Below are 16136 nucleotides of genomic sequence, written 5' to 3' on the forward strand. Positions count from 1 at the left end.
GTAACGTTTTACCCATGGCCCTCACCAATTCCCACACCCTTCCCTTCGGCACCCTCAGCATCGCGATGGTCACCTTGTTCCACGCTGACGGCAGCGTGGACTTCGACGCGACCGCCGAGCTCGCCAACCAGTTGGTCGACGACGGCTGCGACAGCCTGGTGATCTCCGGCACGACCGGTGAGACATCCACCCTTGAGGACCAGGAAAAGGAAGACCTCTTCCGGGTGGTCGTGGAAGCCGTGGGAGGACGAGCGAAAGTCATCGCGGGCACGGGCACCAACCACACCTCGCACTCAATCGAAATGGCCCAGCGGGCCGCACGCGCCGGTGTCGACGGACAATTGGTGGTCACCCCCTACTACAACAAGCCCACCCAGGCGGGGGTCCTGGCCCACTTCGAGGCTGTCGCCGATGCCACCGACCTGCCGATCATGATCTACGACATCCCGGGCCGGTCAGGCATCCCCATCCACACCGAGACGATGATCCGGTTGGCCGACAACCCCAAAATCGTCGCGCTCAAGGACGCCAAGGCTGACTTCGCCGAGATCACCCGCGTGCTCGCCAACACCACACTCGACGTGTACTCCGGCGACGACGGACTCACCCTGCCGTGGATGATCGCCGGCGGTGTCGGTGTGGTCAGTGTGAGCGCCCACGTCGCCACCGCGCAGTTCCGGGCTCTGGTCGACGCCGCTGCAGCCGGGGACGTCACCACCGCCCGCCGCATCCACTTCGAGCTGGACCCGGTGGTCCGGGCCGTCATGACCCACATCCCCGGAGCCGTATCGGCTAAGCAAATCCTCAAGATGCAGGGGCTCATCCCCAACGCCGTTGTGCGGCTGCCACTGGTCGGACCCTCCGCCGTCGAGATGGAAACTGTGCTCGCTGACCTCGCAGAAGCGGGGATGAACTTCGACACCCCCCGCACCCGGCGCACCCACGGAACCCCGGCATGACAGTATCCGCTGCCACGGCGCTCCTCACCCCGCCCGACCTCGCGGCGGGTGTGCTGCGTATCGTTCCCCTCGGCGGTCTCGGTGAAATCGGCCGGAACATGGCAGTGTTCGAGCTGGACGGCAAGCTGCTCATCGTCGACTGTGGTGTGCTGTTCCCCGAGGAGACCCAGCCCGGGGTGGACCTGATCCTCCCGGACTTCTCCTACATCGAGGACCGGCTCGACGACGTCGTCGGTCTGGTCCTGACCCACGGCCATGAAGACCACATCGGGGCTGTGCCGTACCTGCTGCGGCTCAAGAAAGACATTCCCCTGATCGGCTCCCAGCTCACCCTGGCCCTGATCGAGGCGAAACTCCAGGAACACCGGATCACCCCCTACACCCTCACGGTCACCGAGGGGCAGATCGAACAGTTCGGACCGTTCGAGTGTGAGTTCGTGGCAGTCAACCATTCAATCCCCGACGCGCTGGCGGTCTTCATCCGCACCAAGGCGGGAAACGTCCTGCACACCGGCGACTTCAAGATGGACCAGCTACCGCTCGACGGGCGCATCACCGACCTGCGGGCGTTCGCGCGGCTGGGCGAGGAGGGGGTCGACCTGTTCATGGTCGATTCCACCAACGCCGACGTGCCCGGGTTCACCACCGCTGAACGCGAGATCGGGCCCGTGCTGAACCGCTTGTTCGGCCAGGTCAGCAAACGCATCATCGTCGCCTCGTTCTCCTCCCACATCCACCGGGTGCAGCAGGTCCTGGACGCGGCCGAGGCGCACGACAGGAAGGTTTGCTTCGCCGGACGCTCGATGGTGAGGAACATGACCATCGCGGCGAAACTGGGCTACCTCAGGGTCCCCGAAGGGATCCTCGTGGACATCAAGAACGTCGACGCACTGCCGGACCACAAGGTGGTGCTCATGTCCACCGGATCGCAGGGCGAACCGATGGCCGCCCTCTCCCGGATGGCCAACGGCGACCACCGGATCACCGTGGGCAAGGGGGACACCGTGATCCTCGCATCTTCACTGATCCCCGGCAACGAGAACGCTGTCTTCCGGGTCATCAACGGGCTACTGAAACTCGGCGCCGACGTCGTCCACAAGGGCAACGAGAAGGTGCACGTGTCCGGTCACGCAGCGGCCGGGGAACTGCTGTACTGCTACAACATTCTCAAGCCCCGCAACGTGATGCCGGTGCACGGGGAGACGCGGCACCTGATCGCCAATGCCCGGCTGGCCGAGCAGACCGGTGTCCCCACCGAGAACGTTCTACTCACTGACGACGGGTCGGTCATCGACCTGGTGGATGGTGTCGCACGCATCGTCGGGGCGGTGGAGTGTGGGTTCGTCTACGTGGATGGATCGAGTATCGGGGAAATCACCGACGCTGATCTGAAGGACCGCCGTATCCTCGGCGAGGAAGGCTTCATCTCCATCGTTACGGTGGTGAACCGCAGTACCGGCAAGATCGTCTCCGGCCCCGACATCCATGCCCGCGGCTTCGCCGAGGACGATTCGGTGTTCGACGAGATCAAGCCCAAGCTGAACGCGGCCCTCGAGGAAGCGGTGATGAGCAACAAGGACCACTCGGTCTACCAACTGCAGCAGGTGGTCCGCCGGGTGATCGGCACCTGGGTCAACCGCCGTTACCGCCGTCGGCCGATGATCATCCCGGTGGTCCTGGAGGCGTAGCGCCCAGCGGTTCTGCCGCGTTTGTCCCGGGATTCCAGGGCCGAGTCCGGTACCGTTGGCACTATGGCGACTCGTACTTCCCCGGGCCCCAGAGGTTCACAACAGTCGCGCGGTAAGAACACCTCGGCTGCTGCGCGTTCAACTTCGGGCCGAAGCGGTGCTAACAAAAGCGGTGGCAACACCCGGCAACCGACCAAGAAGCAGCCTGTGCTGCCCAACGACACCGGGGCCAGTGACTCCCTGCCGCTGCCCTTGCGTGCCCTCCGCGGACTGTGGATGGGCACCGCCCACATGGTCGCCTCCGGCATCCGCAAGTTCGGCCACGACGTCCGCCCCGAGAAGGAGTTGCGCCGTGACGGTACCGGCCTGTTCCTGATGATCCTCAGTGTGGCGGTAGCCGCCGTCGAGTGGTGGGCCCTCACCGGGCCCGGTGCCGACGTCGTGCACGCGGTGGCAGCCGGAACCTTCGGCTGGATGGCCCTGCTGGTTCCCTTCATGCTGCTGATCGGTGCGGTGCGCCTGTTCAGGTACCCCGAGAATCACCGGGCTAATAACCGGGTGGGAATCGGCATGACCATCGCCCTGTTCGCAGGCTCCGGAATTGCGCACTTCTCCGGCGGGGCCCCGGCCCTCGCCGACGGTTTCGAACGGCTCTGGCAGGCCGGGGGAGTGGTCGGGTTCCTCGTGGCCGGTCCGCTGAGCGGCCTCCTCACCATGTGGCCGGTGATTATCCTGCTGAGCGTGCTGATCTTCCTGAGCGTGCTGATCGTCACCGCCACCCCGTTCCGTCACATTCCGTCCCGGCTCCGTGCCCTCTATGAGCACCTGATGGGTCAGGACCTGATCGAGCGGGACCTGCAGCACGCGAACGATGCGGCAGCTGGGAATGCCACCGAGCAACACGACCAGAGCTACCTCGACCAGCGCCATTCCGCGCCAGCCAAGAAGCCCAAGCGGAAAATGCGGCTCTTCGGCCGGGACAAGCCAGCCGGACCGACCCAGGCCGAACTGGACGGCTACGTCGGCGACGAGGCCTTTGAACGCGCGGTCCTCGACGACGACCAGGACGACCCGGACGAGGCGCAGCGCAGCCTCCAGTCCCGCCAGGCGGCCGCCCGCGACGCTGCAGCCGTTCCGGCCGAGCCACGGGTGCCGCCCGGGGTCCGCCGTCCCACCCAGCAGGAACGCGCCACCGAGAAGATCAAGCAGGAACACGGCCTGATCCCCGATGGCGGCACCGACGCTCACCCGGCCACGGAGGCAATGGCCGCCCTTCCCACGGCCGCGCCGCACGTCCCCTCGACACCGGTCCAGCCGCAGGTCCCTCCCACCCCCATGCCGCAGCGCACCGAGCAGCTCCAACTGGCGGGGGACGTCACCTACACCCTGCCCCCCTCCGATTACCTGCCGGCCGGAACGCCGCCCAAGGAACGTTCCGAGGCCAACGACTCGGTGGTCGCAGCCCTGACCCACACCCTCGACCAGTTCCACGTCGACGCGAAAGTGACCGGGTTCTCCCGTGGCCCCACGGTGACCCGCTATGAGATCGAGCTGGCTCCGGGGACCAAGGTGGAACGGGTCACCGCGCTGTCCAAGAACATCTCCTACGCGGTGGCAAGCTCGGACGTCCGGATCCTGTCTCCGATCCCGGGCAAATCGGCAATCGGCATCGAAATACCCAACACCGACCGTGAGACCGTGTCGCTGGGCGATGTGCTGCGTTCCGGCAACGCCCGCAAGACCGACCACCCGATGGTGATGGGCGTGGGCAAGGATGTTGAAGGCGGCTTCGTCGTCGCGAACCTCGCGAAGATGCCGCACCTCCTGGTCGCGGGCGCCACCGGTGCAGGCAAGTCGTCGTTCGTGAACTCGATGATCACCTCGATCCTGATGCGCTCCACCCCCGACGAGGTGCGCATGGTCATGGTTGACCCCAAGCGGGTGGAACTGACCGCCTACGAGGGCGTCCCGCACCTGATCACCCCCATCATCACCAGCCCCAAGAAGGCCGCAGAGGCGCTGCAGTGGGTGGTCCGCGAGATGGACACCCGCTACGACGACCTCGCGAACTACGGCTACAAGCACATCGACGACTTCAATAAGGCGGTCCGCAACGGGAAGGTGGTCCCGCCCGAGGGCTCCAAGCGTGTGGTGCGGCCGTACCCGTATCTGCTGGTCATCGTCGACGAGCTCGCCGACCTGATGATGGTGGCGCCACGCGACGTCGAGGACTCGATCGTGCGCATCACCCAGCTGGCCCGCGCCGCAGGCATCCATCTGGTGCTCGCCACCCAGCGGCCGTCAGTCGACGTTGTCACCGGATTGATCAAGGCCAACGTGCCCTCACGGATGGCGTTCGCGACGTCGTCGGTCACCGACTCCCGGGTGGTCTTGGACCAGCCCGGCGCCGAGAAGCTCATCGGCCAGGGCGACGCGCTCTTCCTTCCCATGGGAGCCTCCAAACCGATGCGTGTCCAGGGAGCCTGGGTCACCGAATCGGAGATCCACCGGGTGGTGGAACACGTCAAGGGTCAGCTCAAGGCCAACTACCGCGAGGACGTTGCGGTGGAGGCACCCAAGAAGCAGATCGACGACGACATCGGCGACGATCTCGACGTCCTCCTGCAGGCGACCGAACTGGTGGTCACCACCCAGTTCGGATCCACCTCGATGCTGCAGCGCAAGCTCCGGGTCGGGTTCGCGAAGGCGGGCCGGCTGATGGACCTGCTGGAGTCCCGCGGGGTGGTCGGCCCCTCTGAGGGTTCGAAGGCCCGCGATGTGCTCGTCAAACCTGACGACCTCGCCGAGGTGCTCGGCGCCATGCGTGGCGACGGGCCGATCTCGGTACCCGACGAACCGGTGTCGGCAGCGGGCGCCGGTGCGTCCTCAGGGCCGATCGACCTGGTGGCGGACGACCTCGAGTCACGCCGCCAGGCGGGTCAGTACCATGACGGATCGGACGACGATGATGACGGTTCCACTGACGCCTGGAGCCTCACGGGAAGGTAGCCTAGTGCCGTGAGTATTCCTCCGGCCCAACAGGTCCCCACGCTGAACATCGCCAACGTCCTCACGGTGGTGCGCATCCTGCTGGTCCCGTTCTTCATCTGGTTCCTGCTCCTTGACGAGAGCGCCGACGACGGGTCCGGCGGACTGTTCCGCTGGCTCGCGGTGGCAGTGTTCGCGGTTGCCATCTACACCGACAAGCTCGACGGCGACCTGGCCCGGAGCCGGGGACTGATCACCGATTTCGGGAAGATCGCCGACCCCATCGCCGACAAACTGCTGATCGGCGCCGCCCTGATCCTGCTGTCCATCCTCGGGGAACTCTGGTGGTGGGTCACCATCGTGATCCTCGTGCGCGAACTCGGGATCACAGTGCTGCGGTTCGCCGTCATCAGGTACGGCGTGATGCCCGCATCCCGGGGCGGGAAACTCAAGACAGTGATCCAGACGTTCGCCATCTTCCTGTACCTTCTCCCGCTGGCTGGGCTGGTCGGCGGGTGGTACACCTGGCTCGCCGTCGCGGTGATGCTCGCGGCAGTCGCCGTCACCGTCGTGACTGGTCTGGACTACATTCTCCAGGCCATCAGGTTGCGGCGGGGTGCGCGCGCGTCCGGGCAACCCGGCGCTCCGGCGTCGTAACCTCGACGCCGATGCACAGTTCCCTACTCACCGGATCGGCTGCCGAGGTGGTCCGTCTGGCGACCAGCCTGCGCCTCAGCCTCGCAACCGCCGAATCCCTGACGGCCGGGATGGTGTGCGCCGCGCTGGGTGCGGTGCCCGGTGCTTCGGCCGTACTGCAGGGCGGGGCGGTGACCTACCAGAACGAGATCAAGGTGGGGGTGCTCGGCGTCGACCCGGTGGGGCTTGCCGCCACCGGTGCCGTGCACGCCGACGTCGCCCGACAGATGGCCGACGGTGCCCGCCGGGTCTTCGGGGCCGACCTTGCCGTCTCCACCACCGGCGCCGCAGGCCCGGAGCCGCACGGCGGGAAGCCTGTAGGGACAGTATTTGTGGCACTGGCGTCGGCGGCCGGAACCACCGTCGAGGAGTACCTGTTCGACGGCGACCGGGAGACGGTGCGCGCCCTTGCGTGCGGTGCTGCGCTCGATCAGGTGGCCGCTGTGTTACGGGCGCAGGACCCGGGGAACAAAATCTAGGACCGAACAGTTATCATTACTGTCAGCCATTGAACAGGTTGACAGCTTAGGCTTGAAACTACCAAGCCGGTCCAGCTCCCTAAGGAGACACCGGATCAATTGCAACGAGGGAGCATGGCGATTCAGATGGTAAAGCAACCCGTATCCATTAACGGCGTAGTCCGTTGGCGGGATGTGGGGTTGGTGGAAGATGCACAGCGCAAGCCGAAGGAGCGCAAAATGGTAGTGCTACGCCATGAGATTGGCGATGTCCTGCGGGATGTCCGCCAGCGGCAGGGCCGCACTCTGCGCGAGGTTTCGCACAGTGCCCGCGTCTCACTCGGTTACCTCAGTGAGGTGGAGCGGGGCCAGAAGGAAGCATCTTCGGAGCTCCTGTCCTCCATTTGCACGGCGCTCGATGTTCCGTTGTCCCTCATGCTCCGCGAAGTCAGCGATCGTCTTGCCGAAGCCGAGGGGGTCTCAGTACCCGACACGGTGCCGCAGGAGTTCGCCCGTGCATTTGTTGGCGACCTTCCGGATGATCTGTCCGACGATTTCAGCCGCGGTCTGGCAACGACCAACCGCTAGGCCCGAAGCAAGTACTTAAACACAGCCCGCCGGGGTCATCCCGGCGGGCTGTGTCGTGTGCGGCTGGGTTGTGTGCGCCGTCTTACCAGTTGTCCTTGGTGTAGGTCTCGTTGAGCTGGGCGATCAGGGTTCCCAGGGTGGTCAGATCCTTGACATCCCAGTCCTCCATCAGATTGTGGAACGCCTCCTTGCGGGCGGTCTGGGCTGTCACCAGCTGCTTCGACCCGGCAGGGGTCAGGGTGATCGACTGCGCCCTGCCATCCAGGGGGTCAGCCTCTTTCTGCACCAGGCCCAGCTGCTCGAGCATGGCGATCTGTCGGCTGACCGATGGCTTCCCGACGCCGATGCTCGCGGCGATGTCCGTCAGGCGCATCGCACCCTCGCGTTGCAGGATCACCAGCAGCCCGTAGGCAGCAGGTTCCATGTCCGGGTGAACGCGCCGGGCAACCTTGTAGGAGTTCGACCGTGCCCTCCGCCAGAGCATGCTCAGTTGTTGTTCCAGCGCCTGAATGGCAGTGTCTACGGCGGGGTCGGCTTCACGGTGCTCGGCTGTCATGTGGTTCATTCTATGGTTTCCGACACAATCGCCCACCAACGGGGGTTGAAAGTGCTACTGAATGCCATGGAAGGACAGCCCACCGAAGGAGAAAATGAGAGGATTACCAGATGCGTACCAGTGCCTTTTGGCGGCTTATGGATGACGAGTTCGGCGGCGGATACTCCCGCACCCTGGCCCGCACCATCGTCCTCGCCGATCTGGGCGGCCGCACGCCCGAGGAAGCCCTCGCGGCAGGGATCAGCCCCCGCGAGGTCTGGATGGCGGTCTGCGACCTGCAGGACGTCCCCCAGGAGCGGCGTCTGGGCAGGGACATCACCCCGAAGTAGGGCGCCGGAACCCTGACACGCCGCATCACGTTATTCGAATATTTGTTCGGGTAGGACTATCATTTGATACAGACGGCGGTCGTGGTTATCCACATACGTCGTGAAGTTTCTTAATTTGTCAGTGCCCCCGGCTACCGTCGAATTGAACACGAAAACGGCCGCTACGGCCACAATCAACTGAGGTGAAGAATGGCCGCACCAGCAGACCGCGAGAAAGCTCTCGAAGCAGCACTCGCGCAGATCGACAAGCAGTATGGCAAGGGTTCGGTGATGCGTCTGGGTGACGAGGTACGCGCCCCCATCGAAACCATCTCCACCAGCTCCATTGCACTGGATGCCGCGCTCGGCATAGGCGGACTTCCCCGGGGCAGGGTCGTCGAAATCTACGGACCTGAGTCTTCGGGTAAGACCACCCTGGCGCTCCACGCTGTCGCCAATGCACAGCGCAACGGCGGCATCGCGGCATTCATCGACGCCGAGCATGCCCTCGATCCCGAGTACGCCAAGCGGCTCGGCGTCGACACTGACGCCCTCCTGGTCTCCCAGCCGGACACCGGCGAGCAGGCTCTGGAGATCATGGACATGCTGATTGGTTCCGGTTCGATCGATGTGGTGGTCATTGACTCGGTAGCCGCGCTGGTGCCCCGTGCCGAGATTGAGGGCGACATGGGCGACAGCCACGTGGGTCTTCAGGCACGACTGATGAGCCAGGCGCTCCGGAAGATCACCGGCCGTCTCGCCCAGAGCAAGACCACGGCAATCTTCATCAACCAGCTGCGCGAGAAGATCGGTGTGTTCTTCGGTAGCCCGGAAACCACCACCGGTGGCAAGGCCCTGAAGTTCTACGCCTCCATCCGCATTGACGTCCGCCGGATCGAAACCCTCAAGGAAGGCGCGGTGCCGGTAGGTAATCGGACCAGGGCCAAGGTAGTCAAAAACAAGATGGCGCCGCCCTTCAAGCAGGCCGAGTTCGACATCCTGTACGGCTACGGAATCTCCCGCGAGGGCGGGTTGATCGATGTCGGTGTGGAGAACGGGCTCGTAAAGAAGTCCGGTGCCTGGTTCACCTACGACGGTGACCAGCTGGGCCAGGGCAAGGAGAACGCCCGGAAGTTCCTCCTGGATAACCCGGACCTGACCGACGAGCTGGAACGCCGCATCAGGGAGAAACTGGGTGTTGGCGCTGCCGCCGAGGACGCAACCGTCGAAACCAAGGCAAAGGCGGAGCCCAAGCTGAAGGCGGTCAGCGGAGAGAACCGCTAGGCAGCCGTGCCTTTCGGACAGAACACTGGCAAAGGCACGTTCGGGCAGGGCTCCGGCAAGGGATCCTTCGGGAAGGGCCCCGGTAAGGGCTCGTTCGGGCAGGGCTCCGGCAAGGGATCCTTCGGACAGAGCAGCGGGCTGGGTGCCAAGCGCACGTCAGGGGGTGCCCGAAAGTCCTCTGCAGGACCAAAATCCGCTGCGCGGAAGTCTGCAGGCTGGCAGTCGGCAGGCTCGGCGCCTGGTGGCCTGGTAGACGAAGCGGAGACCACCGGCCCGTACGCCGTCAGCGATCCTGACGGGTCGGAGCCCGGTAGTACCTCTGGACGGACGCGGCGGGGCCGGCAGGGCGCCGCTGAAGGCAAGCGGGGGGATGACGGGGGAGCCGAGGACACGGACCCGTACGCCACGGCGCGGTCGATCGTCCTGCGCCAGCTCACCCTGGCACCGAAAAGCCGGCACCAACTCGCCTCCAAACTAGCGGAGCGGGATGTGCCGGACGAGGTGGCAACCGCGGTGCTTGACCGGTTCGAAGAGGTCGAGCTGATTGACGACGCCGAGTTCGCCATGATGTGGGTCCGGAGCCGCGCAGCGACACGTTCGCTGGCCCGCAGCGCCCTGAAAAGGGAGCTGGCCGAGAAAGGGATCCACGGAGACCTCGCCGAGGACGCGCTGGCCCAGGTCAGCGACGATGAGGAGCGCTACGCCGCCGAGCAGCTGGTACGCCGGAAGCACCGACCCCTCGCCAGCGCCGGTGACCGCGCCACGCGTGACAAGGAAACCCGGCGGCTGGTGAGCATGCTCGCCCGGAAGGGCTACAGCCCGTCCCTCGCCTTCGGCGTGGTCAAGACCGTGATCGACGATGTGGCCGACCATGAGCACGAGGCCATCGACCCGATGGCCGACAACGACATCTCGGAACTCGACTACCGCTAGGCGAGGCATGGCTAGGGAGGGGCCAAGCCGGAGCTGTCGGGACCAGGTCTCCTCGCACGAATACCTTCCCTGACACGTCGAGCTGTTACCCATTCGTGCCCTAGATCCGTCGGGTGCCCTATGGCGGACCCGGATCGCTGAACTGTAGGCTGAGCATCCTTATGATCGGGCGGGGGAGCGGGTTAGCTGCTGCACGGACGGGCGCTGGTGCAGCGTTGGCCGTGCTGGCTCTTGGTGCCTCGCTGCTGACAGCCATCGCTCCCGCCGCAGCGCAGGACTTTCCCACCTGGGAGGAGATCCGCGCAGCGAAGGACAGCACTTCTGCCAAGCAGGCCCAGGTCGAGGAGATTGAATCACTGCTTGATGGACTGCGATCCACCTCAGCCGAACTCGGCGACGCGGCGGTCCGCTCGGCCGCCGAACACGCACAGGCCGCCCAGGAGCTACGCGCGAGTGAGCGACTCTCAGATACCCTCGCCGTCCAGCTCGCCAGCGCAGAAGCCGAATCCGAGGAGCTCCATCGTGCCGCGGGCGCCGCGGCCGCTCTCTCCTACAAGACCGGAAGCGCCAACACCGGGATGCTGGTCCTGCTGGATCCCGAGGGGGCCATGGACCTGCTCGACCGCATGATGGTCCTCGAAAGAGTGACCGACCGCGCGGCCGGTTCCTACAGTGACGCCGTAGCGGCCGAACGGGAGGTCGAGTCCCTGAGGGACCAGTACGATGCCGCTACCGACCGGCACCGCGAACTCGCCACCGAAGCCGCAGAGCGACTCTCCAACGCCCAGGAAGACGACACTGCGGCGCGGGCATCGGTGCAGGACGAGGAATTGCGGTCCGCTGAACTGTTCGAACAGCTTGCTGAGCTCAAGGACACTACCGCCAGCCTGGAAGCAGAGCGGGTAGCCGGATTGGCGGAACAGGCAGCCTTCAGGGAACAGCAGGCAGCGGCCGAGGCAGCAGCGAAGGCACGGGAGGCAGCAGCTGCTCGACCGGTCGCCACCGCCCCGCCGCGTGCTCCGGCACCCCCCACTGTGGCAGCCCCTGCGCCTGCCCCCCAGCCAGCACCGGCTCCCCGTCCCACCACGCCGGCTCCAGCTCCGACAACGCCCGCTCCAGCTCCGACAACTCCGGCGCCCGCACCGGCACCGGTTCCTGCACCTGCGCCTGCCCCGGCTCCAGCCCCCGCTCCTGCGCCCGGACCGATCGTTGACGATCCCGCCGGAGCGCAGGCCTATGCGTCCTCGCGCCTGCCGTCGTTCGGCTGGGACGCCGGCCAGTTCCAGTGCCTGGTGAGCCTGTGGAACAAGGAATCCCGCTGGTTGACCAGTGCCAACAACCCCTACAGCGGGGCGTACGGAATCCCGCAGTCGCTGCCGGGCAGCAAGATGGCCAGCTCCGGAGCGGACTGGCGCACCAACTACCGCACACAGATCGAGTGGGGGCTGGGGTACATCGACGGGCGGTACGGATCGCCGTGTGCCGCCTGGCAGCACTCCCAGCGCGTCAACTGGTACTAGGCCGTCATCGATCCGCCCTAGGCCGATTGTGGGGGCCAGCCGGGCGCACGTACCCTTAACGGGTGAGTCTCATTACCCCCACCCTTCCCCCCGGTCCCGCCGCAGCGACGGCGGGCGCCACCGGAACGCCGCCCTCGGGTGCCGAGCGCACCTACGAGGTGCGCACCTACGGTTGCCAGATGAACGTCCACGACTCCGAGCGGATCGCGGGCCTTCTGGAAGACGCCGGCTATACCGCTGCCACCGACGCGCAGGCCGACGTCGTCGTTTTCAACACCTGCGCGGTGCGGGAGAACGCCGACAACAAGCTGTACGGCAACCTGGGGATGCTCGCCTCAGTGAAGGAAACGCACCCCGGCATGCAGATCGCCGTCGGGGGATGCCTGGCCCAGAAGGACCGGGACACCATCCTGGCGAAGGCACCCTGGGTGGACGCGGTCTTCGGCACCCACAACGTCGGTGCCCTCCCCGCCCTCCTGGAACGGGCGCGGCACAATAACGAGGCGCAGCTGGAGATCCTCGAATCCCTCGACGTCTTCCCATCCACCCTTCCCACCAAGCGGGACGCCGTGTACTCCGGCTGGGTGTCCATTTCCGTCGGCTGCAACAACACCTGCACCTTCTGCATCGTGCCGGCACTACGCGGCAAGGAGCGCGACCGGAGGCCGGGGGAGATCCTCGCCGAGATCGAAGCGCTGGTCGCCGATGGGGCCATCGAGGTAACGCTGCTCGGCCAGAACGTGAACTCCTACGGCGTCGAGTTCGGCGACCGGGGCGCCTTCGCGAAACTGCTCCGCGCCTGCGGCACCATCGAGGGACTCGAACGGGTCAGGTTCACCAGCCCCCACCCGGCGGCCTTCACCGACGACGTCATCGATGCGATGGCTGAGACACCCAACGTGATGCCCCAGCTGCACATGCCCCTGCAGTCGGGCTCCGACAGCGTCCTGAAGGCCATGCGCCGTTCCTACCGGTCCACCAAGTTCCTGGGCATCCTGGACCGGGTGCGGGAGAAGATTCCGCACGCGTCAATCTCCACCGACATCATTGTGGGATTCCCCGGCGAGACCGAGGAGGACTTCCAGGCCACGCTCGACGTCGTCGAGAAGTCCCGTTTCGCCACCGCCTTCACCTTCCAGTACTCCAAGCGTCCCGGCACCCCCGCCGCTGACCTGCCCGGACAGATTCCCAAGGCCGTGGTGCAGGAACGCTTCGAGCGGCTCACCGCGTTACAGGACCGCATCGCCGCCGAGGAGAACGCGATGCAGCTGGGGCACAGCGTCGAGCTGATGGTGACCGCCCAGCAGGGCCGCAAAGCCGGCGAGACCCACCGCCTGTCCGGTCGGGCCCGCGACCAGCGCCTGGTTCACTTCTCGGTCCCCGACGGCGTCGAACCTCCCCGGCCGGGGGACCTTGTCACAGTCACCGTTACCGAGGCGGCAGCCTTCCACCTGGTCGCCGACCCGGCGACAGCTGCGGACATCCAGATCAGGCGGTCACGGGCCGGCGACGCGTGGGACCGCTCGCAGGCCGACTCCTGTGGTGCGCCGGCTCCAGGTGCGACCACGCAGGGGGCGGCCGTCTCCTTGGGCATGCCAAGCCTCCCTGTCCGCGGCGCCTAGCGTTGCCCATCACCGACCCCCCTGGTCCGCCCCTGATCGCTGTCGTCGGTCCAACCGGGTCCGGCAAGTCCTCGATCGGCATCGAGCTGGCCCGCAGGTTCGACGGCGAGATCATCAACGCGGACTCCATGCAGTTTTACCGCGGGATGGACATTGGCACCGCCAAGGTCACCCTTGAGGAACGGCAAGGGGTCCCGCACCACCTGCTCGATACGCTCGACGTGCGGGATGAGGCGAGCGTCGCCGCGTACCAGGAGCAGGCACGGGCGGCGGTCGCCGACATCCGCGGGCGCGGCCGGATGCCGATCCTGGTCGGCGGATCCGGACTCTACCTCCGGGCTGCTCTGGATGTCCTGGAGTTCCCGGGCACCGACGCCGCCATCCGCAGCCGGCTGGAGGACGAGCTAGCGAGCAGCGGAGCCGACCCCCTGCGCGAGCGGCTGGCCGGTGTGGATCCGGTGTCCGCTGGACGGGACCTCGACCCGCGGCGTCTGATCCGCGCACTTGAGGTCCACGAGGTCACCGGCCGGCCGTTCAGCTCCTTCATGCCGCAGCGCCTCTATCACCAGCCAGCGTTGCAGCTCGGCCTGCAGGTTGACCGGGCTGCGCTGAGGGAACGGCTTGCCACCAGGGTCCACACCATGGTGGACAACGGGTTGCTCGACGAAGTTGCCACCCTTGACAGCCAGGGCCTGCGCACCGGCCGCACCGCGTCACGGGCCCTTGGCTACGCCCAGTTCCTGCGCGTCCTCGACGGCGAATGGACCGCCGACGAGGCAGCCGCCGACACGATCGACGCCACCCGGCGCTTCGCCCGCCGACAACTCACCTGGTTCCGCGCCGACCCGCGCATCACCTGGCTCGACTGGGAGGACCCGCTCCTTGCCACCCGGGCCGCAGACCACATCCGGCACACGTTCGGCCTATCCTAGACAGGTGACTACACAACCCGACGCCCTCCTGTCCCCAGCTTTCGGCGCCCTCGCGGGGGTGGCCTTCACGAAGGGTCACGGCACCGGGAACGACTTCATCCTGGTCACGGATCCCGACGGCGAACTGGACATCGTTCCCGACGACGTGGCCGCCGTCTGTGACCGGCACCGCGGAATCGGTGCCGACGGGCTGATCCGGGCCATCAGGTCCCACCATCTGCCCGAGGGGCGTGCGCTGCTGCAGAGCGACCCGTCCGCCGAATGGTTCATGGACTACCGCAACGCGGACGGCTCGCTGTCCGAGATGTGCGGCAACGGCGTCCGGGTGTTCGTCCACCTGCTGGTCTCCACCGGACTGCTCGCCCTCGCCGAGGGTGCCACAGCTGCTATTGCCACCCGCGGTGGCATCAAACTGGTGGAGCTCTCCGCCGACGGCTACTCGGTGGACATGGGCCCCTGGGAGTTCATCTTCCCGGAGGAGGCGGCTTCGCGGGCCACCGATTCGCTGGTAGAGACTGAGGGGCTTGAGGTGCCCCGGCCGGCCCTGTCCATCAGCATGGGCAACCCTCACACGGTGGTCGCACTCGCCGAACCTGCCGAACTTGACGCCGCGCAACTGTTCACGCCCCCATTGGTCGAGCCGACCCCCGCCCAGGGGACCAACGTCGAGTACGTGGTGCCCCACGATCCGCTCGTGCACGACGGCGTCGGACGCCTCCGCATGCGGGTCCACGAGCGGGGAGTGGGGGAGACCCTTTCCTGCGGGACGGGGGCATGCGCCGCAGCGGCTGCCACCCGTTTCTGGGCTGGCGCCGGGGCACCCCTCGCCTGGAGTGTCGAGGTGCCCGGCGGCGTCGTCGGCGTCCGCTTCCATGCGGGGCCGGAGGGGCGCGAACATGTGAGCCTCAGCGGGCCGGCCGTTCTGGTGGCAACCGGAACGCTGCTCTGACGGGCCTGTTCTGACTGGACGAGACCCGGCCTTCTGCCCTAGGAACCGATGCGCTCCACCTGGATGATCCTGAAGGACTTCGAGGTGGCGGTCCTCGACACCTCGTACCCGGTTCCGAGCTGATCGGCGAGCCACTTCTGCAGCGAATCCGCACCAAGGTTCTTCTGCACTACCAGGAATGCTGACCCTCCCGGGGACAGCCGGGGGAGCCACTTCAGCAGGAGGGCATGCAGTTCGTCCTTGCCCACCCGGATCGGCGGGTTCGACCAGATCGTGTCGAAGGTAGCCTCGGCGTCGACCTCTTCGGGACGCTGGGCGACGACGTTGCGTAGCCCCAGCAGTTTCGCGTTCTCGGCGGTGAGCGCCAGGGCACGTTCATTCACATCAACGGCAACCACCGCGGCGTCGGGCGCTTTCAGCGCCATGGTCAGCGCCAACGGCCCCCAACCACAGCCGATGTCCAGCATGCGACTGCCCTCGGGATCGGGCGCCTCCGCCAGCAGGATGCGGGTGCCCTTATCGAGGCCGTCCGCGCTGAAAATGCCCGAGGAGGTCACGAGGGTGCGCTCCACTCCGGCCAGCATCGTGCGGAGCGGCTTTCGGGTCTCCGGGCCGGACGGCTGGGCGCTGAAGTAATGGGAATCCATAACAAACC

The 16136-nt window shown here is 66.4% G+C and carries 15 protein-coding genes; 13 read left to right on the forward strand and 2 right to left on the reverse strand.

All coding sequences use genetic code 11. The features are described from left to right. Positions 1 to 14: 14 nt before the first annotated feature. The 6 genes from dapA to HMI57_RS15335 all read left to right on the forward strand — a co-directional run bounded on the left by dapA (position 15) and on the right by HMI57_RS15335 (position 7377). On the forward strand, positions 15 to 959 hold the full coding sequence (gene dapA / locus HMI57_RS15310; protein ID WP_171586874.1) for a 4-hydroxy-tetrahydrodipicolinate synthase: 945 nt from the start codon (positions 15 to 17) through the stop codon (positions 957 to 959). After that, on the forward strand, positions 956 to 2647 hold the full coding sequence (locus HMI57_RS15315; protein ID WP_171586875.1) for a ribonuclease J: 1692 nt from the start codon (positions 956 to 958) through the stop codon (positions 2645 to 2647). The genes dapA and HMI57_RS15315 overlap by 4 nt, the downstream gene beginning before the upstream one ends. A gap of 63 nt (positions 2648 to 2710) precedes the next feature. Further along, a complete protein-coding gene (locus tag HMI57_RS15320; RefSeq protein WP_171586876.1) occupies positions 2711 to 5656 on the forward strand; it encodes a DNA translocase FtsK in 2946 nt (981 codons plus the stop codon). 9 nt (positions 5657 to 5665) lie between these two features. Then, positions 5666 to 6292: a CDP-diacylglycerol--glycerol-3-phosphate 3-phosphatidyltransferase gene (gene pgsA / locus HMI57_RS15325; RefSeq protein ID WP_171586877.1), complete on the forward strand. Its 627-nt coding sequence runs from the start codon at positions 5666 to 5668 to the stop codon at positions 6290 to 6292. A gap of 11 nt (positions 6293 to 6303) precedes the next feature. Then, positions 6304 to 6810, forward strand: a complete 507-nt coding sequence (locus tag HMI57_RS15330) for a CinA family protein (RefSeq protein WP_171586878.1) — start codon at positions 6304 to 6306, stop codon at positions 6808 to 6810. A 126-nt stretch (positions 6811 to 6936) separates the two neighbouring features. Next, positions 6937 to 7377, forward strand: a complete 441-nt coding sequence (locus HMI57_RS15335) for a helix-turn-helix domain-containing protein (RefSeq protein ID WP_171586879.1) — start codon at positions 6937 to 6939, stop codon at positions 7375 to 7377. An 82-nt stretch (positions 7378 to 7459) separates the two neighbouring features. On the opposite strand, the gene HMI57_RS15340 is transcribed toward HMI57_RS15335, so the two are convergent. Continuing rightward, positions 7460 to 7933, reverse strand: a complete 474-nt coding sequence (locus tag HMI57_RS15340; protein ID WP_171586880.1) for a MarR family transcriptional regulator — start codon at positions 7931 to 7933, stop codon at positions 7460 to 7462. A 110-nt stretch (positions 7934 to 8043) separates the two neighbouring features. On the opposite strand from HMI57_RS15340, the gene HMI57_RS15345 reads away from it, so the two are divergent. From HMI57_RS15345 to dapF, 7 genes are all read left to right on the forward strand, one after another. Continuing rightward, complete coding sequence (locus tag HMI57_RS15345; RefSeq protein WP_171586881.1) at positions 8044 to 8262, forward strand: DUF3046 domain-containing protein; 219 nt, start codon at positions 8044 to 8046, stop codon at positions 8260 to 8262. A 189-nt stretch (positions 8263 to 8451) separates the two neighbouring features. Next, positions 8452 to 9525, forward strand: a complete 1074-nt coding sequence (gene recA, locus HMI57_RS15350) for a recombinase RecA (RefSeq protein WP_171586882.1) — start codon at positions 8452 to 8454, stop codon at positions 9523 to 9525. Positions 9526 to 9531: 6 nt separating this feature from the next. Next, positions 9532 to 10458 carry a regulatory protein RecX gene (locus HMI57_RS19605; RefSeq protein WP_346655231.1) on the forward strand — a complete coding sequence of 309 codons (927 nt, stop codon included), beginning with the start codon at positions 9532 to 9534 and terminating at the stop codon, positions 10456 to 10458. Between the two features lie 221 nt (positions 10459 to 10679). Further along, positions 10680 to 11978: a lytic transglycosylase domain-containing protein gene (locus HMI57_RS18905; RefSeq protein WP_216607575.1), complete on the forward strand. Its 1299-nt coding sequence runs from the start codon at positions 10680 to 10682 to the stop codon at positions 11976 to 11978. A 158-nt stretch (positions 11979 to 12136) separates the two neighbouring features. Further along, positions 12137 to 13600, forward strand: a complete 1464-nt coding sequence (miaB, locus tag HMI57_RS15365; protein ID WP_346655236.1) for a tRNA (N6-isopentenyl adenosine(37)-C2)-methylthiotransferase MiaB — start codon at positions 12137 to 12139, stop codon at positions 13598 to 13600. Positions 13601 to 13602: 2 nt separating this feature from the next. Continuing rightward, on the forward strand, positions 13603 to 14532 hold the full coding sequence (miaA, locus tag HMI57_RS15370) for a tRNA (adenosine(37)-N6)-dimethylallyltransferase MiaA (protein ID WP_171586883.1): 930 nt from the start codon (positions 13603 to 13605) through the stop codon (positions 14530 to 14532). Positions 14533 to 14536: 4 nt separating this feature from the next. Further along, the gene (dapF, locus tag HMI57_RS15375) at positions 14537 to 15481 is read left to right on the forward strand and encodes a diaminopimelate epimerase (RefSeq protein WP_171586884.1); all 945 of its coding nucleotides are present in this window, start codon (positions 14537 to 14539) and stop codon (positions 15479 to 15481) included. Between the two features lie 38 nt (positions 15482 to 15519). Here dapF and HMI57_RS15380 read toward each other — a convergent pair whose 3' ends face one another. Further along, entirely contained in the window at positions 15520 to 16128 is a 609-nt protein-coding gene (locus HMI57_RS15380; RefSeq protein WP_171586885.1) for a methyltransferase, read from the reverse strand. Positions 16129 to 16136 lie beyond the last annotated feature (8 nt).

Source organism: Arthrobacter sp. 260 (genome assembly GCF_013116745.1).
In the GTDB taxonomy this organism is placed as follows: Bacteria; Actinomycetota; Actinomycetes; order Actinomycetales; family Micrococcaceae; genus Arthrobacter_D.